The 18,616-nt window shown below is 63.1% G+C and carries 16 protein-coding genes; 10 read left to right on the plus strand and 6 right to left on the minus strand.

Annotated elements, in window-relative coordinates; genetic code table 11:
- The first annotated feature begins 4 nt into the window (after positions 1–4).
- On the plus strand, positions 5–1,678 hold the full coding sequence (locus tag IE166_RS13485) for a heme biosynthesis protein HemY (RefSeq protein WP_189504646.1): 1,674 nt from the start codon (positions 5–7) through the stop codon (positions 1,676–1,678).
- Between the two features lie 140 nt (positions 1,679–1,818).
- On the plus strand, positions 1,819–2,310 hold the full coding sequence (locus IE166_RS13490; RefSeq protein ID WP_189504648.1) for a tellurite resistance TerB family protein: 492 nt from the start codon (positions 1,819–1,821) through the stop codon (positions 2,308–2,310).
- 15 nt (positions 2,311–2,325) lie between these two features.
- Here IE166_RS13490 and IE166_RS13495 read toward each other — a convergent pair whose 3' ends face one another.
- Positions 2,326–3,564 carry an MFS transporter gene (locus tag IE166_RS13495; protein WP_189504650.1) on the minus strand — a complete coding sequence of 413 codons (1,239 nt, stop codon included), beginning with the start codon at positions 3,562–3,564 and terminating at the stop codon, positions 2,326–2,328.
- Between the two features lie 210 nt (positions 3,565–3,774).
- Between IE166_RS13495 and IE166_RS13500 the strand changes: the two genes are divergently transcribed.
- The 5 genes from IE166_RS13500 (at position 3,775) to lpdA (ending at position 10,899) form a co-directional block, all read left to right on the plus strand.
- Positions 3,775–5,496, plus strand: a complete 1,722-nt coding sequence (locus tag IE166_RS13500; RefSeq protein ID WP_189504652.1) for a glycerol-3-phosphate dehydrogenase/oxidase — start codon at positions 3,775–3,777, stop codon at positions 5,494–5,496.
- Between the two features lie 17 nt (positions 5,497–5,513).
- On the plus strand, positions 5,514–6,698 hold the full coding sequence (locus tag IE166_RS13505) for a CaiB/BaiF CoA transferase family protein (protein ID WP_189504654.1): 1,185 nt from the start codon (positions 5,514–5,516) through the stop codon (positions 6,696–6,698).
- 129 nt (positions 6,699–6,827) lie between these two features.
- Positions 6,828–7,940 (plus strand): TRAP transporter substrate-binding protein, encoded by a 1,113-nt coding sequence (locus IE166_RS13510; RefSeq protein WP_189504656.1) that lies wholly within the window; start codon positions 6,828–6,830, stop codon positions 7,938–7,940.
- Between the two features lie 230 nt (positions 7,941–8,170).
- Complete coding sequence (locus IE166_RS13515; RefSeq protein WP_189504657.1) at positions 8,171–9,505, plus strand: dihydrolipoamide acetyltransferase family protein; 1,335 nt, start codon at positions 8,171–8,173, stop codon at positions 9,503–9,505.
- Between the two features lie 2 nt (positions 9,506–9,507).
- Positions 9,508–10,899 (plus strand): dihydrolipoyl dehydrogenase, encoded by a 1,392-nt coding sequence (gene lpdA / locus IE166_RS13520; protein ID WP_189504659.1) that lies wholly within the window; start codon positions 9,508–9,510, stop codon positions 10,897–10,899.
- Between the two features lie 59 nt (positions 10,900–10,958).
- Here lpdA and hemN read toward each other — a convergent pair whose 3' ends face one another.
- Positions 10,959–12,308 (minus strand): oxygen-independent coproporphyrinogen III oxidase, encoded by a 1,350-nt coding sequence (gene hemN, locus IE166_RS13525; RefSeq protein WP_189504661.1) that lies wholly within the window; start codon positions 12,306–12,308, stop codon positions 10,959–10,961.
- 217 nt (positions 12,309–12,525) lie between these two features.
- Between hemN and IE166_RS13530 the strand changes: the two genes are divergently transcribed.
- A complete protein-coding gene (locus tag IE166_RS13530) occupies positions 12,526–13,248 on the plus strand; it encodes a Crp/Fnr family transcriptional regulator (RefSeq protein WP_280514883.1) in 723 nt (240 codons plus the stop codon).
- 4 nt (positions 13,249–13,252) lie between these two features.
- Here IE166_RS13530 and IE166_RS13535 read toward each other — a convergent pair whose 3' ends face one another.
- Entirely contained in the window at positions 13,253–13,732 is a 480-nt protein-coding gene (locus IE166_RS13535; protein ID WP_189504665.1) for a hemerythrin domain-containing protein, read from the minus strand.
- 389 nt (positions 13,733–14,121) lie between these two features.
- On the opposite strand from IE166_RS13535, the gene IE166_RS13540 reads away from it, so the two are divergent.
- On the plus strand, positions 14,122–14,427 hold the full coding sequence (locus IE166_RS13540; protein ID WP_189504667.1) for a hypothetical protein: 306 nt from the start codon (positions 14,122–14,124) through the stop codon (positions 14,425–14,427).
- Positions 14,428–14,561: 134 nt separating this feature from the next.
- A complete protein-coding gene (locus IE166_RS13545; RefSeq protein ID WP_244641467.1) occupies positions 14,562–14,858 on the plus strand; it encodes an ArsR/SmtB family transcription factor in 297 nt (98 codons plus the stop codon).
- 8 nt (positions 14,859–14,866) lie between these two features.
- Here IE166_RS13545 and IE166_RS13550 read toward each other — a convergent pair whose 3' ends face one another.
- Genes IE166_RS13550 through IE166_RS13560 form a run of 3 tightly spaced genes read right to left on the minus strand, consistent with a single transcriptional unit; the run spans position 14,867 to position 18,579 of the window.
- Entirely contained in the window at positions 14,867–15,928 is a 1,062-nt protein-coding gene (locus tag IE166_RS13550; RefSeq protein ID WP_189504669.1) for an ABC transporter ATP-binding protein, read from the minus strand.
- Positions 15,925–17,523, minus strand: a complete 1,599-nt coding sequence (locus tag IE166_RS13555; RefSeq protein ID WP_189504671.1) for an ABC transporter permease — start codon at positions 17,521–17,523, stop codon at positions 15,925–15,927. Before IE166_RS13555 ends, IE166_RS13550 begins: the two co-directional genes overlap by 4 nt.
- A gap of 48 nt (positions 17,524–17,571) precedes the next feature.
- Positions 17,572–18,579 carry an iron ABC transporter substrate-binding protein gene (locus IE166_RS13560; protein WP_189504673.1) on the minus strand — a complete coding sequence of 336 codons (1,008 nt, stop codon included), beginning with the start codon at positions 18,577–18,579 and terminating at the stop codon, positions 17,572–17,574.
- Positions 18,580–18,616: the final 37 nt, after the last annotated feature.

Below are 18,616 nucleotides of genomic sequence, written 5' to 3' on the forward strand. Positions count from 1 at the left end.
CTTCATGATCCGTCTTCTTGTCTTTCTGATTGCTGTTTTCGCCTTTGGTCTCGGCTTCACCTGGCTGGCCGACCGCCCCGGCGAAATGATGATGACCTTTGGCGGTTATCAGTATCGCGTGTCCTTGATGGTCGCGACCGTCACCGTGGTGGCGATCGTTGCCGGCGTGATGCTGCTTTGGTGGGTGCTCAAGGGTCTTTGGAGATGCCCATATACCGTCACGCGCTATTTCCGCACGCGTCGGCGCGACCGGGGCTATCAGGCACTGTCGACCGGCCTGATCGCGGCCGGCTCGGGCGATGCGGCCAAGGCCAAGTCGATGCGCAAGCAAGCGGCCAAGCTGATCAATGCCGACCAGGAACCGCTGGTACATCTGTTGGACGCGCAAACGGCGATGCTGGAAGGCGACCACGAAGGCGCGCGCAAGAAGTTCGAGGCAATGCTCGACGATCCCGAAATGCGGCTGCTGGGCCTGCGCGGGTTGTATCTCGAAGCTGAGCGCCACGGCGACCACGCGGCTGCCCGCCATTATGCCGGCCGTGCGGCTGCCGTGGCGCCGCAGCTTGCCTGGGCGTCCGACGCCACGCTGGAAGAAAAGGTCGCGCAGGGCGACTGGGATGCGGCGCTTAAGATCGTGGACGCGCAGAAATCCACCAAGCAGATCGACCGCGACGTGTTGAATCGGCGCAAGGCGGTGATGCTGACCGGCAAGGCGATGACGCTGTTTGAAAGCCAGTTCGATCAGGCCAAGGCGGCAGCCATCGAGGCCAACCGTCTGCAGCCAGAATTCGTGCCGGCAGCCGTGATTGCCGCGCGCGCTTATTTCCGTGGCGACGAGTTGCGCCGTGGCTCCAAGATCCTGGAGCATGTGTGGAAGCGCAATCCGCATCCGGAAGTGGCGCAGGCCTATGTTTTTGCTCGCCCCGGCAATTCCACGCATGATCGCCTGCAACGCGCGCAGAAGCTGCAGGCGCTGCGCACCAACAATGTGGAATCATCGCTTGTGGTGGCTCGTGCCGCCCTCGACGCCCGCGAGTTCAGGCTGGCGCGCGAACAGGCGGAGACCGCCCTGCGGTTGGAGCCGCGCGAAAGCGTGTATCTGTTGCTCGCTGATGTCGAAGAAGCGGATGTGCGCAACCAGGGCAAGATCCGCGAATATCTGTCCAAGGCCGTGCGCGCGCAGCGCGATCCGGCCTGGACGGCGGATGGCATGATCTTCGACACCTGGGCGCCGGTTTCGCCGATCAGCGGTCGCTTCGATGTGTTCGAGTGGAAGACGCCGGTTGAACGCGCTGCGCCGGTGATCGAGGATCATCGGGACTTGGCTGAACAGGAGCCTGAACAGGCCGAGATCCACCCGGCGATCGTCAGCTTGCCGGTTGCCGTTGGCGCGCCGCCGCCGACTGTGGTGGACGCCACGCAGCCTGTGGCCGAAGCTGAGATCGAGCCGACTGTGGTTGAAGAGCCTGCGCCGGTGAAAGCCGTGGTTCAAGCCGAGCCTCAGCCGGAGGAGATTTCAGCGGAAGAAGCGTTTGCCGCGTCTGAAGCCGATCGCAGCATCGACGATGCGCAGCCGATCGAGGATGACGACAAGCCGATCGCCTTGACGCGCCTTCCGGATGATCCGGGTGTCGCCGATGATGAGAAGAAGGAACCGGCGCGTTTCCGCCTGTTCTGAAGCTGAGGTCTCGTTAACCCTCACTGTGACTTCCGGGCCGCAGCCTGATCTTTGTTGCGAAGGGCACATTGCCGCCCTTGCCTTGCACCCATAGGTTTAACCCACCACACAACGGGCTTCGGCTCCCAGGGGTTAAGCGGATGTTCGAACGGCTGGTTTCCTTTCTGCAAGGTCTGCCGTTTGGCGGCACGACGGAAGCAGGCGTGACCGAAGACGATCCGCGCGTCGCCGCCACCGCGCTCCTGCTTCATGTCATGGACGCCGATGGCGTACGCAGCGAAAACGAGCATAGTTTGCTGCATCAGGCGCTGAGCAAGCGCTTCGGTTTGGAAGGCAGCGAGCTGGATGCGGTTTTGGCGGCGGGCGAGGAAGCCGAGCGCGAGGCCGTCGATCTTTATGCCTTCACCAGTGTCTTGACGCGGCGGCTCGATGAGGGACAGCGCGCGCGCTTCATCGAGCTGATGTGGCAGATCGTGTTTGCCGATGGCGAAGTGCACGAGCTGGAAGACAATACGGTGTGGCGCGTTGCCGAGCTGATGGGCGTCGACAGCCGCACCCGCACCGAGTTGCGCACGCGTGCCGGTGGACGCACGCCGAGGCTGGACGCGCTAGCGCTTTCCCAGACGGAATAACGCTTCGTTTGTCGCTTAAACGCGCCCGTTAAGGTGGCGCGTTTTGCGCAGTTGCGGGAAGGCCCAGGCCCAGATGCCTGCCACCGCAATGGCTCCGACGCCGCCGAACACCACGGCCGGCATCGTGCCGATCAGCGCCGCCATCGTGCCGGCGCGGAACTCTCCGAGCTCGTTGGATGCGCCGACAAAGACGTTGTTCACGGCATTGACGCGGCCGCGCACCTGGTCCGGCGTCCAAAGCTGGATCAGCGTTTCGCGGATATAGACGCTGACCATGTCGGTGGCGCCAAGCAGTGCCAGAGCGAGGATCGACACCCAGGTGGTGGTGGACACGCCGAACACGATCGTCACCAAACCGAATAGAGCGACGAAGGTGAACATGATCCGGCCTGCATGATCGCGGATCGGATGGCCGGCGAGCCATACCGCAACCAGGATCGCGCCGACGCCGGGGGCCGCGCGCAGCAGGCCGAGCCCCCAGGGTCCGAGATCGAGGATATCGCGGGCGTAGACCGGCAAAAGGGCGACGGCGCCGCTGAGCAGCACGGCGAACAGATCGAGCGAGATGGCGCCCAGTACGACCTTTTCACCCCAGATGTAGCGGAAGCCGGCAAACAGCGTTTCCGTGGTCGGCTTTTCGCCCGAAATCTTCCGCGCGGGCTTGGGGATCGTAAACACCAGCACGGTTGCGGCCAGCATCAAAGCGGTGGCGGTGCCGTAGGCGATTTCGGGATTGAGGCCGTAAAGCAGGCCGCCGGCCACCGGTCCGACGATGGTCGCGGTCTGCCAGGCCGAGGAGTTCCAGGCGACCGCGTTTGCGAACGTATCGGCCGGCACGAGGTTGGCGACCAGCGATGCGGAAGCCGGACCGAAGAAGGCGCGTGCGATGCCGAACACGGCAAGCAGCGCGAAGATGCCGGCTGGACCGGTGAGGCCGTGCCAGGTGAGCAGCAACAGCGCCAGGGCGCAGGCTGCTTCGAGCAGCGCGGCCAGGCCCATCACCAGGCGGCGGCCGAAGCGATCGGCAACCGCGCCGGTGACCAGCACGAGCAGCAGCGAGGGCAGGAACTGGATGATGCCGACGAGGCCGAGGTCGAACGGATCGCGCGTCAGGTCATAGATCTGCCAGCCGACCGACACCGACACGATCTGTGTTGCAAAAGTGGTGAGGAAGCGAGCCGCCCAATAGCGAAGAAAGGCGCCATGATGAAACGCGGCGAAGCGCGCTTCTGGTGCGGTCTGATCAATCTGCATGGGGAATGGCTCGCAAGGACGGCGCGCGGAGACTGCGCAAGCAATGCCCTTAAAGCCATCTTGGCAAATGGGAAAGACAATTTGCCGCGCAGGTCCATTGGCTCGGATGATCTGGAAGAACAGCTTGGGGGCAGGCTGGACCAGCGAAGCGCTTCTTTCGTGAATGGAAGCCCTTTATAGAACGGTTGCGAAGCGTTGAACGGTGGTGCCATGCAAACCAGAGCTGACGTGCTGGAAAAACTGCGGTCGGGAGAATCAGGCGATGTCCTGATCGTCGGCGGCGGCATCAATGGCGTCGGCGTTTTTCGCGATCTGGCGGCGCAGGGCGTGGCCGCGACCCTCGTGGACATGGCCGATTTTTCCAGCGGAACGAGTGCAGCGCCTTCGCGGCTCATCCATGGCGGTATCCGCTATCTGGAGCAGGGCGAGTTCAAGCTGGTGCGCGAATCAGTGGAAGAGCGCGACCGCCTGCTGCTCAACGCGCCGCATCAGGTAAAGCCATTGAAAGTCTGGGTGCCGGCGCTGTCCTGGGCCGGCGGTACGGTGCAGGCGGCCTTGCGCTTCATGCGGCTGGTGAAGGATCCCGGTCCGAAAGGCGCGCTGATCTTGAAGTTCGGGCTGGCCTTCTTTGACAGCTTTTCCTGGCAGCATCGCTCTATGCCCAAGCACCGGCTGATCCGGCGCGAAGAGGCGCTGAGAACGATGCCGGGGCTGACCGGCGACACCCGCATCGTCGCCGAATATTACGACGCCAAGATCGAGAGCCCGGAACGGCTGACGCTGGAACTCGTGGCCGATGCGGAGAAAGATTGCGCCGGTTCGATCGGCATCAACTACATGAAGCTTGATGGCTTCGCCAACGGCGAGGCGGTGCTGCGCGATGTGGTCGATGGCAGCACGATCAAGCGCCGGTTCCGGCTGATCGTGAATTGCGCCGGCGCCTGGATCGACAGCGTCGATGCCAATCTCGGCATCAATGAAGGGCTGGTCGGCGGCACGCGCGGCTCGCACCTCGTTTTGGCGCGGCCGGATCTCGCGGGATCGCTCGGCGAAACCATGCTCTATTTCGAAACGCCGGATCACCGCGCTTGTTTGATCTATGCGCTGGATGCGGGGCATGTGCTGCTCGGCACGACCGATCTGCGCACGGAAAAACCGGATGATCGCGATACGACGGATGCCGAGATCGACTACCTGTTCGACGTGCTGCGCTCTGTGATGCCGCAGTCGAACTGCAAGCGCGAGGACATCACATTCGCCTATGCCGGCGTGCGGCCGCTGCCGCATACGTCGGGCGGAGCATCGGGCGCGATCAGCCGCGATCATGTGCTCAAGGTCTATGAACCGGCAGGAGACCGTGAAGCGCCGGTGCTGACGCTGATCGGCGGCAAGTGGACGACCTATCGCGCTTGCGCCGAGCAGATCGCCGATGCCGTGCTGACGCGGCTGAAGCTGCCGCGCAAGATCAAGACGGAGTCGATCCCGATCGGCGGCGGCGTGGGTTATCCCCGCGACGCCAAGGGCATTGCCTTGCTCCATGCCGGCATCGTGCAAAGCAGCGGCGTATCGCGTGAGCGCGCTGCCGTGCTGGTGGAACGCTATGGCACGATAGCCAAGACGGTCGCTGCCTGGCTGAAGGCGGAGGGCGATACGCCGCTGGTTCATGCACCGCTTTATTCCCGCGAGGAAATCGCCTGGATTGCCCATAACGAGCGCGTCGTGCGGCTCGAAGATGTGATTTTGCGGCGTTCCTTGATGGGTTTTGAAGGCTTGGCCGGCGAAGCCACGGTGCGGGAAGTGGCGGAGGTCCTTGAACACGAGCTCGGCTGGGACGCGGCACTTCGTGAGGCGGAGATTGCATCCACCGTGCAGCTGCTGCACACCCGCCACCGCACGCCGGCTCGCGCTGGCGTGCCACCGATACCTGCATAGCATTCTGGAGTTTGTTGATGTCGCGCCCGCTCGAAGGTCTCAAGGTTCTCGAACTCGCCCGCATCCTCGCCGGTCCTTGGGCCGGTCAAACCCTGGCCGATCTCGGCGCCGATGTCGTGAAGGTGGAAAGTCCGGAAGGCGACGACACCCGCACCTGGGGACCGCCCTTCGTGGAAGCGGCCGATGGCGGCAATCTTTCGGCCGCTTATTTCCATGCCTGCAACCGCGGCAAGCGCTCGATCACGGCCGATTTCACGACGCCGGCAGGCCAGGCGCTGGTGCGCGATCTCGCGGCTTCGGCCGATGTGGTAATCGAGAACTTCAAGGTCGGCGGCTTGAAGAAGTACGGCCTGGATCACGCCAGCCTGAAGCAGATCAATCCGCGCCTCATCTACTGCTCCATCACCGGCTTCGGCCAAGACGGGCCTTATGCAAGTCGCGCCGGCTATGACTTCCTGATCCAGGGCATGGCAGGCGCGATGTCGATTACCGGCGACCCGGAAGGACAGCCGACCAAGACCGGCTATGCCATGGCCGATCTGTTTTCGGGCCTTTATGCCACGATCGGAATCCTCGCTTCCTTGCGCAAGCACGATGAGACCGGCGAGGGCGCATATATCGATTGCGCTCTGATGGACTCCCAAGTCGCCGTGCTGGCCAACCAGGCGATGAACTATCTCGTTTCCGGCAAGTCGCCGCAGCGGCTCGGCAACGCCCATCCCAACATCACGCCCTATGAAGTGTTTCCGGTGGCAGACGGCCACGTCATCATCGCAGTCGGCAATGACGGGCAGTTTCGCCGCCTGTGTCATGCGATCAACCGGTCGGATCTGGCTGAAGCGGCGGAGTACCAGACCAATGCGCTGCGGGTGAAGAACCGAGGCGAGCTGGTGCCGGCGCTAACCTCTGCTACCCTGAAGTTCGATCGCGCAACCTTGCTGAAGCTTCTGGAAGACGCCACCGTGCCGGGCGGGCCGATCAACACGATCGGCGATGTGTTCGGTGATCCGCAGGTTCAGCATCGCGGCATGCGGCTCGATCTGCCGAGCGAAGCGGCGGCGGCAGGTAGCATCCCAGGCGTGCGAACGCCGTTGTTGATCAACGGCCAGCCGATGGCCGATCCGCGGCCCAGCCCGCGCCTTGGCGAACATGCAGCGGAGGTTGCCGGCGATCCCCTTTGGACGCGGCCGGCGGCGGGCTGAGACCCGCTCAGCCACGTCTGGCTTTTTGTTGTTTCAGCCTAGGCAGGCTCCCGGCAGCAGCGTAATCAAGAGTTGAGCAGGTGCGGGAGGAACCCGGCACTGCCTTTTATCATCCCAGGGGAGGACACCATGGACCGTCGTTCGTTTTTCCGTAAAGCCGGCAGCGCAGGTGCTGCGGCCGCAACCGCATCCGTGCTCGCCGCACCGGCCATCGCACAGTCGATGCCAAAGGTGAGCTGGCGCCTGACGTCGGCCTATCCGAAGAGCCTCGATACGCTGTTCGGCATCAGCACGGATGTGTCGAAGCGCGTTTCGGAACTGACCGACGGCAACTTCACCATCCAGCCCTTCGCCGCAGGTGAAATCGTGCCGGCGCTGCAGGCTACCGACGCGGTGACGGCGGGAACCGTCGAGTGCTCGCACACGCTGTCGTCCTTCTCGATCGGCAAGGACCCGACCTTTGCCTTCGACACTTCGCTGCCCTTCGGCTTGAACACCCGCCAGCATATCAGCTGGCTGTATTATGGCGGTGGTCGTGAGCTCGTGAACGAGTTCATGAAGGACTACAACATTCACGCCATTCCGTCAGGCAATACCGGCGCGCAGATGGGCGGCTGGTATCGCAAGGAGATCAAGTCGCTTGAAGACCTGAAGGGTCTCAAGATGCGCATTGCAGGCCTTGGCGGCACGATCCTGTCGCGGCTCGGCGTGGTGCCGCAGGTGATCGGTGGCGGTGACATTTACCCGTCGCTGGAACGCGGCACGATCGACGCGGCCGAGTTTTCCGGTCCCTATGATGACGAAAAGCTCGGCCTGCAGAAGGTCGCGCCGTTCTATTATTATCCGGGCTGGTGGGAAGGCACGGCCAACGTCATGCTGGCCGTCAACCTCGACAAGTGGAACGAGCTGCCGAAGCCGTATCAGGCAGCCCTCGAAGTGGCGGGTTCGGAAGCCATGTCGCACTGCCTTGCAAAATACGACGCCAACAATCCCGATGCGCTTTACCGACTGGTGGGCTCCGGCGCGCAGCTTCGCCCCTTCCCGCAGGACGTGCTGAAGGCCGCTTTGGAAGAGTCGCGCAAGCTTTACGCCGAGTACGCCGCGAGCAATCCGAAGTTCAAGAAGTTCTACGACAACTGGCTGCCTTACTCGCAGAAGCAGGGTGTCTGGGCACGTGTCGCGGAAATTCCGTTCGACACCTTCGCGTCCTCGCAGGCCCAGGCGCAGCAGCCGGCCAAGTAAGACGATCCGGGATGCCGCATCCGTGTGGCGTCCCGCTTCCATAACGCGATGCGCTTGCCTTGTTCATGGCAAGCGCAATCGCTTTCTTCTGTTGAACGATCCTTGCAGCGAAGACTCTTCTGCTGCGTGGCCGCCCAGCCGCATCAAAAGAAAGTCTTTCCGGCTTGCATCGGGATAGGATGCACAGGAAGCTCGTTTTGAACGAGCGGACTCAGGCAAGGGTGGAGCGCATGGGTATTCTCAGGATCAAGATGCCGGATATCGGCGAGGGGATCGCGGAAGCGGAACTCGTCGAATGGCATGTCGCGGTGGGTGACCCGGTGCAGGAGGACCAGGTCATCGCCTCCGTGATGACAGACAAGGCGACGGTGGAAATTCCGTCCAGCGTGCATGGCACGGTGGTGTCGCTTGGCGGCGAGGTCGGCTCCAAGATCGCGATCGGCAGCGAACTGGTGCGTATGGAAGTGTCCGGCGCGGGCAACATTTCGGAAGAAGACGCCACGCCAGAGCCGGTCGCTTCCGAGCCGGTCGGCGCGCATGCCGCATCGCCCGCGCTTGAAGCACCGATGCCGGACCCGAAGGCCGAGCCCGTTCCGGAAGCCGCGGCAAAGGCTTCGCCTGCGCCTGTCGCGAGACCTGCTGTGGTGGCTCCAACCGGTGGTGCATCCGCGCCGCGCGCGGAAGGCGAGAAGCCGCTGGCGTCCCCGGCCGTACGCGCCCGCGCGAAGGAAGCCGGTATCGATCTGCGCCAGGTGCAGGGAACCGGCCCCGCCGGCCGCATCAGCCATGCCGATCTCGATGCGGTGTTCGAGAAGGGTGCTGGTCAAGGCGGTGGCTCGGCCAAGCGCGGTCTGGCGGCGGACACGTCGGTCAAGGATATCAAGATCGTCGGTCTGCGCCGCATGATCGCCGACAAGATGACGGCGTCGAAGAAGCACATTCCGCACATCACTTATGTCGAGGAAGTCGATGTCACCAAGGTCGAGGAACTACGGGCGACGCTGAACAAAACCAAGCGTGACGACCAGCCCAAGCTCACGCTGCTGCCCTTCCTGATCAAGGCGGTGGTGTTGGCGGTGCGCGACGAGCCGGTGGTCAATGCGATCTTCGACGACGAAGCCGGCGTCGTGCATCAATATGGCGGCGTGCATGTCGGCATGGCCGTGCAAACGCCGACCGGGCTGATGGTCGCCAACGTCAAGCATTGCGAAGCGCGCGACCTGTGGGACACGGCCGGTGAAGTGAACCGGCTGGCCGATAGCGCGCGCAAGGGCACGATCACGCGCGACGAGCTGCGCGGCTCCACCATTACGATCACCTCGCTTGGCGCGCTGGGCGGTCTCGTGCACACGCCGATCATCAACCATCCGGAAGTCGCCATCGTCGGCGTCAACAAGATGCAGATCCGGCCGATGTGGGACGGGCGAGAATTCGTGCCGCGCCAGATGATGAACCTGTCTTCGTCCTTCGACCATCGCATCGTCGATGGCTGGAACGCCGCGACCTTCGTGCAGCGCATCAAGCAGCTGCTCGAAGAGCCCGCGCTACTGTTCATGGAGGGCTGAGCATGGCTGCCTATCGTTGCAAGGTTCTGGTGATCGGCGGTGGACCCGGCGGCTATGTCGCGGGCATTCGTGCGGGACAGCTTGGTCTCGACACGATCCTGGTGGAAGCGGCGCGTGTTGGCGGCACCTGCCTCAATGTCGGCTGCATCCCCTCCAAGGCGCTGATCCATGTTGCCGAACAGTTCGAGGCCGCGCATCGCTTTACGTCAGACAATGCGCTGGGCATTTCCGTGTCGTCGCCGAAGCTCGACCTGCCGAAGGCGATGGCGTGGAAGGACGGCGTGGTGGGCAAGCTCACCGGCGGCGTGGCCGGCCTGCTTCGCAAGGCCAAGGTGCGGGTGATCGAGGGCACGGCGACGTTCAAGGACGGCAAGACGGTCGAGGTCGCTAAGGCAGATGGCGAGAGCGACACCATCACCGCTGAAAGCATCATCATCGCGACGGGTTCGGAATCGGTCGAGCTGCCGTTCCTGCCGTTCAGCGAGGATGTGATCTCGTCTACCGGTGCGCTGGCGTTGGAAACCGTGCCGGAAAAGCTTTGCGTGGTCGGCGGCGGGTATATCGGGCTGGAGCTTGGCATTGCTTATTCCAAGATGGGCTCTGCCGTGACCATCGTGGAAATGGCCGATCGCGTGTTGCCGCTTTACGATGCCGAACTCACCGGACCGGTGACCAAGCGCCTCGATGAACTCGGCATCACCGTGCTGACCGGCGCGAAGGTGACGGGCGCAAAGGGTGGTTCGGTCGAGGTGGTGGATGCGTCGGGCGCTACCCGCCATATCACGGCGGACAAGGTGCTGGTGACGGTCGGCCGTCGTCCTTTCACCAAAGGGCTGGGGCTCGAAAACCTTGCGCTCGACATGGATCGCGCCTTCATCAAGATCGACGACCGCTGCCGCACCTCCATGCGCGGGATCTATGCGATCGGTGACGTGACGGGCGAGCCGATGCTGGCACATCGCGCAATGGCGCAGGGCGAGCTGGTCGCCAATGTGATCGCCGGCCAGAACGATAGCTGGGACAAACGTTGCATTCCCGCGATCTGCTTTACCGATCCGGAGATCGTTTCGGCCGGATTGCAGCCGGAAGAAGCAAAGAAGGCTGGGTTCGAGACGATCGTCGCGAACTTCCCCTTCCGCGCCAATGGCCGCGCCATGACGATGGAGCGCGAAGACGGCTTCATCCGCATCGTCGCGCGCAAGGACAATCACCTGGTGCTGGGCATCCAAGCCGTGGGTGCGGGGATTTCGGAGATGGCGGCGGGTTTTGGACTGGCGATCGAGATGGGCGCCTGCCTGGAAGATATTGCCGGGACGATCCATTCACATCCGACGCGCGGCGAGGCCTTGCAGGAAGCGGCGCTGAAGGCGCTCGGGCACGCGCTGCATATGTGACGAAAATGGCCGGACGCTTCATGCATCCGGCCACCGCAAGTTCGTAGGTCGTTCGTGTCTTACACAGCGGCCGAATGGCGGGCGGCACCGGTGGCGAGATAATCGTCGAACCAGGATGCGACGACGCGCACGAAGGGGCGGCCTTGGCGGGTGACGATGAAGCGGTCGCCTTCCATGCGAACGAGGTCGTCGAGATCGGCGGCAACGAAGCTGGCGGCCTGGCGCAGCAGCGCTTCGGCCTGAGCCGGGAACAGTTTGCGCAACTCGGCGGCATCGAAGGCAAAGCCGCACATCAGCATCTCGATGATCCAGCGCCGCGCCTTGTCAGCTTCGCTCAAGGCGAAACCGCGCGCAACCGGCAGTTCGCCGGCCAACGCCCGGCGGCTATATTGCGCGGTGGCGGTGATCGACTGGATATAGCCTTGCGGCAGCGAGCCGATCGAGGACGCGCCGAGACCGATCAGCACATTGGCGGAATCGGTGGTGTAACCCTGGAAGTTGCGGCGCAGCGTGCCGTTCAGCGCGGCTTGCGCCATCGTATCGCTCGGCAGGGCGAAATGGTCGATGCCCACAGTGATATAGCCGGCTTCGGTGAGCAGTCGCGCACCCAGCGCTGCCTGCGCGAAGCGCTGTTCCATGTTCGGCAGCGCGGCCTCGTCGATCATGGTCTGATGCTTCTTCATCCAGGGCACATGCGCATAGCCGAACAAGGCGACGCGGTCCGGGATCAGGCTGATCACCTGCTTGATCGTGGCCGCCAGCGTTTCTTCCGTCTGGTGCGGCAGGCCGTAGAGCACGTCGAGATTGGCGGAGCGCACGCCGCGCTGGCGGAAACCTTCAAGCGCATCGCGGGTTTGTTCAAAGCTTTGCAGGCGGTTGATGCTCTGCTGAACCTTGAGGTCGAAATCCTGCACGCCGAAGCTCGCGCGGGTCGCGCCGAACGCGCCCCAGCCATCGAGGCGGGCCTGGTTGATGTCGTTGGGATCGACCTCGACGCTGATTTCACAGGTCGGCAGAATGGTGAAATGCTTGTCGAGCGTGGTGCGCAGCCGGGCCAGGTCGACCGGCTCGATCATGGTCGGCGAGCCGCCGCCGAAGTGGATGGCGCAAACCGGTTGGGAGCGGCCAAGGTGGCGCGCGACGGTTTCGATTTCCATATTCAAGGCATCGAGATAGGCCGCGATCGGGTCGTAGCGCACGACCTGCTTGGTGTGGCAGCCGCAGAACCAGCACAATCTGTCGCAGAACGGTAGATGCAGATATAGTGATATAGGTTCGTTCGAGTTGATTTCGCCGAGCCAGCGCGCGTAGGTCTGCTGGGTCACGCCATCATGGAAGTGGGGGGCGGTCGGATAGCTGGTGTAGCGGGGTACGGGACCCGCATAACGGGCGATGAGGTCTGTAGTCATGGAATCTCTCACCGTTCTTGTCGGGGATCTCGTTCGGGGATCTCAGTTGGGATCTCCCTGGGGCTGACAGTTATTTAGCTTCGAACGCGCGTTGCGTTGTTGATCTCGATCAAGGTTGAAACCTCTTTCATGGAGGCAGGAGCGCGTCATTTCGGGAACGGTCCAAGGCAGCTTGAAGCCAGCGGATCGGGATTGGCGCGGAAGTCGGGAAGGTATGATGGCCGATCGAAAGGATATCCATAACTCCGATACGCCGGTGCTGTGTCAAAGCTGCGAAGCGCGTCACAACGGCATGTGCGGCGTTCTGGAGCCAACCGAACTGCTCGCTTTATCGAAGATCACCCGCGTAGTGCGGCATGAGGCGGGGGCGGAACTGGCTGCGGAAGCGCAGCCGGTAGACTCTTATGCCAATGTGATGCGCGGCGTGGTGAAGCTGACCAAGACGCTGGAAGATGGGCGTCAGCAGATCGTCGGTCTGCAATTTGCGCCCGATTTCCTCGGACGGCTCTACACGAAGGAAAGTGCGGTTACGGCCGAAGCGGCGTCCGACGTCGATCTATGCCGCGTGCCACGTGCAGCACTCGAGCGGCTGATGTCGGAAAATCCGGCCCTCGAACACAGGCTGATGCAGCAGACCTTGCGCGAGCTCGATGAAGCGCGCGACTGGATGGTGACGTTGGGGCGCAAGACCGCATCGGAAAAGGTCGCGAGCTTCCTTTACCTGATCGCCACGCATCTCGACCCAAGCCACGAGGGCGAAGCGATCCGGCATTTCGATCTGCCGCTGACGCGCAGCGACATTGCCGATTTCCTCGGGCTGACGCTGGAAACCGTGTCGCGCCAGCTATCCAGGCTGCGCGCCGATAAGGTGATCGCGATTACCGGCAACCGCCATGTCGACGTAATGGATATGGCGCGCTTGAAAAGCCGCTGCGGCTGAGCGTTCAAGCGACCGCGCGCGGGGCGTGCGTCGTGCTCCATGACATTTCCAGCAGCGGTGTCAGCAATTCGCGCTCAAAAGCGATATGGCGGCGCACGCTTTCAAAGAAGCCGCGCAGCATATAGCCGGCAGCATCACCCGACAGGCGGTTCTCGCCCTTGCCGATCGCCAGCAGCGTGTCCTGCAGTTCTTCGGCAAAACACATATCCTCGTAATGCTCGTAGCGCAGCCGATCCAGCGTGGCCGGCATGGTCTTCAGCGTCGTGGACAGAGGTTCGAGAGCCGGAAACAGCACGGCTTCTTCCAGGCGATGCGCATCCGCAACTGTGCGGCACACGGCACGCGCCACATGCAGGCATTGTTGCCGGTCGACATTGGACGGAAGGCTGTCTGCGATAGATTCCAGCTGATCGCAGAGATGCAGCATATCGTCATGGCTGGTGCCAAGACTGGTCAAAGCAAGCTGAAGCGAAGTACGTGGCATCAGAAACTTCCTCCCGAAACGGTAATCGGATGTCGTCTTGAGCGGTGCGGTTGCCCGTCGAAACCAAGCCTGGCCAACGAAAGCGTTTGGGGAAGCGGTGCACAGCGTGGTTTGCCGGGCGCGAGCATCCTGTTTCGGTCGGTCGGTTTTTCCATCATGGCCGCAGATGTAGCGGGGAAGCGAGTGCTGCACTTTGATCTGGATCAGACAAACGCGTCCGATCCTTTGTCAGCTATCAGCTGTGCGCTGCCGCAAACCTTAACACTTTGCTAATTGCCGCCGCGCTAGGAGCGAAGACCCTGCCGCGGTTGATCGCCTGCGGAAGAGAGAAAGGGTCGACTGGAGGCCGTCAACGGCCACCGTTGAGGGGACGCATTGGGGAACCGGCAATGCCGCGCACAGAAAATCTGCGTATGCTGATGTTTGCGCTTCAGCAGGATCTCAACAACGAGTTCCTGAAGCGTCTGGTGCGCCGCCTCATCCTCGATGTTCCCGGCTTTCAGGGCGATGCCTTCGTGCGGGATCTGCAGGATTATGCCGACGCGCTCGAGCAGGGTCTCGGGAGTGTCAGCACGCCGCTTCCCACCAAGGCGATGGCTTGCGAGATGTGGCTGGAAAAGATCGATTTGGTTCAGATGGCCATGGCCGAAAACGGTTCTGATGAGGACGGCGGCGCGGCGCGTCCGCAGGATTAGAAGTCGGCTCTTCGCTGCATTTTCCACCGGTCGGCAGTTTTTCCGGTTTGCCGAGCAACAATCATGCAACCCTTTGCGGGGCTCGCCCGTTGGCGAGTAAGATCAAGTTCGCGAGGGCAGGATTGTCTGAGGTCGTGATTGACAGCGCCGAAAGGTCGGCCGCGCTTCTTGCGGTGCTTGGCAATGCCAAGCGCCTGTTAGTCATGCACCACCTGTTGCAGGACGAACTGGCCGTCAACGAGTTGGCGAGACGCGTCAATCTCAGCCAATCTGCCATTTCCCAACATCTTGCACGCTTGCGCGAAGCCGGGCTTGTGGAAACGCGGCGCGACCGCCAAACCATCTATTATTCCAGCCGCTCCGAGATCGCCCGCCGCCTGCTTGGCGCGCTGGACGGCTATTTTTCCGAAAACCAGAGTGCCGCTGAATAGAAGCCGGCTTATTGTTGCTGGCTCATCTCTGCTTCTTCAAGCACATGCGCGACGCCCTTCACCGCCAAGCCAACATGGCTGCCGGTTGATGGAATGTCGACGCCGCTGATGCGCAGATGTAGGGGCGGATGGTTGGGCTGATCGATCAGCCTGAGCTGCAGCGTCCAGTTGGCACCGCTGAAGGCGGCATGCAGGATTTCGAGCTGCGGCTGCCCACTGTCTGGCGGAACAAGCTGGATCTGTTCGGGACGCAGCAGGATTTGGGCCATGCCGGATGGTTCGTGCTTCGCAACCGGGAAGCAGCCGAGCGGGGTGGAGGCCGTGCCACCATCGAGCTTGGCGGGCAGGATCAGGGCGTCGCCCAAAAAGAGCGCTGTTTCCCGATCGGCAGGGTGAAAATATACGTCGCGGGGCGTTCCCCGTTGCACCAGCCGGCCGCCGCGCATCAGAGCCACTTGATCGGCAAAGGACAGGGCTTCGGCCTGATCATGGGTGACGAGAACGGCGGTGATGCCGGCATCGCCCAGGATCTGCGTGACGGCCTGGCGCATCTGCTCGCGTAAGCCGGTATCAAGCGCTGAAAAGGGTTCGTCGAGGAGCATCAAACGAGGCTGACGAGCCAGCGCACGGGCCAAGGCGACACGTTGCTGCTGACCGCCGGACAGCTGGTGCGGGCGGCGTTCCAGCATGGCGAGGTCGAGGCCGATCAGTGCCATCAGGTCAGCGATGCGCTTCTTGCGATCGGGCGAGCGGCGATCGAGGCCAAAGGCAATGTTGTCGGCTATGCTGAGATGGGGAAACAGCGCGCCATCCTGCGAGACAATGCCGATGCCGCGAAGATGCGCGGGCACAGCATTGGCGCCGTCCACCAGGGTTGCGTTATCGAGTTCGACCGTTCCCGCATCGGCGGCTTCAAAGCCGGCGATGATGCGCAGCAGTGTCGACTTGCCGGAGCCGGACGGACCGACGATGGCGGTGCGGCTGCCTTGCCGGACATCCAGGCTGACATCATCGAGCGCGGCGACCGGGCCGTAATGCTTGCTGAGCGCGCGGACCGTCAGAAAGCTCATCGTGTCGGCGCCTTTTCCGCGCGGGTGTAAAGGAGAAGGCTGAGCGGTAGGGACAGGACGATCATCATCAGGGCGTAAGGGGCTGCGGCGGCATAATCGAGCTCGCTGGTCTTGATCCAGAATTGGGTGGCGAGCGTACGGGTGCCGTTGGGCGACAGCATCAGGGTGGCGGTGAGCTCATTAGTGATGCCGAGCGCGACCAGCGCGATGCCGGCGGCAATGCCGGGTGCTGCGAGCCGCACCGTCACCTGCCAGATCGCCTGCAGTGGCGGACGTCCCAACGCCATGGCCGCCCATTCGAGTTCCACCGGCGCCTGCGCAAGGCTGGCGCGCAGGGCCGTGACGGCGCGCGGAAGGAACAGGAGGACGTAAGCGATGATCAGGGTCGCGTAGGTCTGGTAGAGCGGCAGCGCAATGCGCACGGTGATCGTCACCAAGGCCAAAGCCACCACGACGCCCGGAAGCGAGCCGACATAGAAGTGGCAGGCCTCGATCAGCCGTTGCAGCCGGCTTGGCGCCCGCACGGACAGCCATGCGGCAGGCGCTGCGACCAGAGCGGCCAGGATGCCGCCGCCGAACGCGAGCGCCAATGTCTGGCCGAAGGCGGCGCTGATTTCTTCCAGTGGCCACACGGCCCATCCGCCGGACCACAGCCAGCGGGCGACGGTGATGAGCGGCACGCCGAGCGCCAAAGCGGCAAACAGGATGACGGTAGCCAGCGCGATCGGCATTGCGCGACCGAGATGGTGGCGGGATGCGATCTGCGCCGCGCCGCTGCCGACCCGCGCATAGCGCTCGCTGCCGCGGATCAGCGCTTCCAGAGCAAGCAGGGCAATGCAGCAGAGAACAAGCACGCCGCCGAGGAGGTTTGCGACCGGGCTGTTATAGGAGGACTGGAACTGGTCGACGATGGCGGTGGCGAAGGTGTCGAAGCGGATCATGGCGAAGAGGCCGTATTCCGCCAGGAGATGCAGTCCGACCAACAAAGCGCCGCCGCAAATGGCAAGGCGCAGCTGCGGCAGAACCACAAGGGCGAAGACGGCAGGCGGTGTTTTGCCGAGCGAGGCGGCGGCGTTTTCCAGGCCGGGATCGAGGCGGCGGAGCTGGGCGGCAACCGGCAGATATAGAAAGGGCGAATAAGCAAGAACCGACACCAGCACCGCTCCCGGCAAGCCATGCAGCGACGGCGCGGCGCTGATCCAGCCGTAGGAATGCACGAAAGCGGGAATTGCGAGCGGCGCGACGGCGACGGCGCGCCAAAGCGGGATGCCGGGCAGGTCGCTGCGCTCGGTGATCCAGGCCAGTGTGACGGCAAGCGCGATGCAAAGTGGCACGGCGAGCAGTTCGAGCAGCAGCGTGTTGACCAAGAACTCGCCGACGCGTGGGCGAAACACCAGCCGGACAACCGTGTCCCAGCCCGCATCCAGCGCGACCCACAACACGAAGCCGAGCGGCACAAGGCTGATCAGCGACACGACAGCAGCAGCCAGCACAACCGGCGAAAGCAGGCCGCGCCGCTGTGGCCGCAGGCTCAAGGGAGCGCGGCCGACGCGGTCGCCGAGAAGAGAGGCTGCACTGAGCTGCGCTTGCGTCACGCTGTCTATCCCATGAGAACGCTGAACGGCGTCCACGTGTCGGTTGGTCTAGAGCAGCCCTGCGTCGGTCATCATGTCCGTGACCTTCTGGCTGTCGAGCTTGTCCGGATCGAGCTTCGGCGCTTGAAGATCGGCAAGCGGCACCAGAGCGGGGTTGGCGGCTTCTTGGCTGCCGACGGGATATTCAAAGGACTTGCCTTCGCGCAGAACCGCCTGTCCCGCCTTGGATGTGATCCATTGCACGAAGCGCTCGGCCTGAGCCTTGTTCTTGCTCGAGGCCAGCGTGCCCGCGCCCGAAATGCTGACAAAGGCGCCGGGATCCTCGTTGCGGAAATAATGCAGGGCAACATTGCCGCTGTTTTCGCCGGTGCGGGCCTGATCGCCGAAATAATAATAGTGGTAGATCAGCGCGCCTTCGACCTCGCCGATATTCACGCCCTTCATCGCCGCGCTGTTGCCGCGATAGGGCTTGGCGCCTTCCTTCATGGCTTCCAGCCAAGATTTGGTTTGCTCCTCACCTTTGAGAGCGAGGATCGCGCCGACGATGGCCTGGAAGTCGGCACCGCCGGCCGACGCCGCCCAGCGGTTGTTCCAAGCGGGATCGGCGAGATCCATCACGGATTTCGGCAGATCGGCTTCGGTCAGCTTGGTCTTGTCATAGGCGAAGACGGTGCTGCGGGCGGCAATGCCGATCCAGTTGCCGCTGGAGGGACGGAACGTGTCGGGCACATTGGCCAACGTGTCCTTGGCGAGCGGCTCAAACAGGCCGGCCTTGTCGACCAGCACCATGCCCGGCGAATTTTCGGTCAGGAACACGTCGGCGGGCGACGCTTCGCCTTCGCTTAAGATCTGGTTGGCCATTTCCAGGTCGGCACCCTGGCGCATGGTGATGCGGATGCCGGTCTCGGCCGTGAACTTCTGCGCCCATTCGCGCGCGAGGTTCTCGTGCTGCGCATTATAGACAACGAGCGAGCCGGTTTCCTGCGCCTGCGCTTGCGGGGAAAGCAGGCTGAAGGCCAGCAGCGAGAGCGCTGCGATGCGCGGGATCATCATCATCGGGAAAGCACCTCCGAACGGCGCGACCGATCCGTGC

It is taken from the genome of Tianweitania populi (assembly GCF_014652875.1).
GTDB lineage: Bacteria > Pseudomonadota > Alphaproteobacteria > Rhizobiales > Rhizobiaceae > Tianweitania > Tianweitania populi.

Excerpts from the sequence above, each read along its gene's own strand:
- hemN (WP_189504661.1), bottom strand. The coding sequence starts at position 12,308 with ATGACTACAGACCTCATCGCCCGTTATGCGGGTCCCGTACCCCGCTAC.
- IE166_RS13495 (WP_189504650.1), bottom strand. The coding sequence starts at position 3,564 with ATGCAGATTGATCAGACCGCACCAGAAGCGCGCTTCGCCGCGTTTCAT.
- IE166_RS13530 (WP_280514883.1), top strand. The coding sequence starts at position 12,526 with ATGGCCGATCGAAAGGATATCCATAACTCCGATACGCCGGTGCTGTGT.
- IE166_RS13500 (WP_189504652.1), top strand. The coding sequence starts at position 3,775 with ATGCAAACCAGAGCTGACGTGCTGGAAAAACTGCGGTCGGGAGAATCA.
- IE166_RS13505 (WP_189504654.1), top strand. The coding sequence starts at position 5,514 with ATGTCGCGCCCGCTCGAAGGTCTCAAGGTTCTCGAACTCGCCCGCATC.
- IE166_RS13490 (WP_189504648.1), top strand. The coding sequence starts at position 1,819 with ATGTTCGAACGGCTGGTTTCCTTTCTGCAAGGTCTGCCGTTTGGCGGC.
- IE166_RS13540 (WP_189504667.1), top strand. The coding sequence starts at position 14,122 with ATGCCGCGCACAGAAAATCTGCGTATGCTGATGTTTGCGCTTCAGCAG.
- IE166_RS13550 (WP_189504669.1), bottom strand. The coding sequence starts at position 15,928 with ATGAGCTTTCTGACGGTCCGCGCGCTCAGCAAGCATTACGGCCCGGTC.
- IE166_RS13485 (WP_189504646.1), top strand. The coding sequence starts at position 5 with ATGATCCGTCTTCTTGTCTTTCTGATTGCTGTTTTCGCCTTTGGTCTC.
- lpdA (WP_189504659.1), top strand. The coding sequence starts at position 9,508 with ATGGCTGCCTATCGTTGCAAGGTTCTGGTGATCGGCGGTGGACCCGGC.
- IE166_RS13535 (WP_189504665.1), bottom strand. The coding sequence starts at position 13,732 with ATGCCACGTACTTCGCTTCAGCTTGCTTTGACCAGTCTTGGCACCAGC.
- IE166_RS13515 (WP_189504657.1), top strand. The coding sequence starts at position 8,171 with ATGGGTATTCTCAGGATCAAGATGCCGGATATCGGCGAGGGGATCGCG.
- IE166_RS13560 (WP_189504673.1), bottom strand. The coding sequence starts at position 18,579 with ATGATGATGATCCCGCGCATCGCAGCGCTCTCGCTGCTGGCCTTCAGC.
- IE166_RS13510 (WP_189504656.1), top strand. The coding sequence starts at position 6,828 with ATGGACCGTCGTTCGTTTTTCCGTAAAGCCGGCAGCGCAGGTGCTGCG.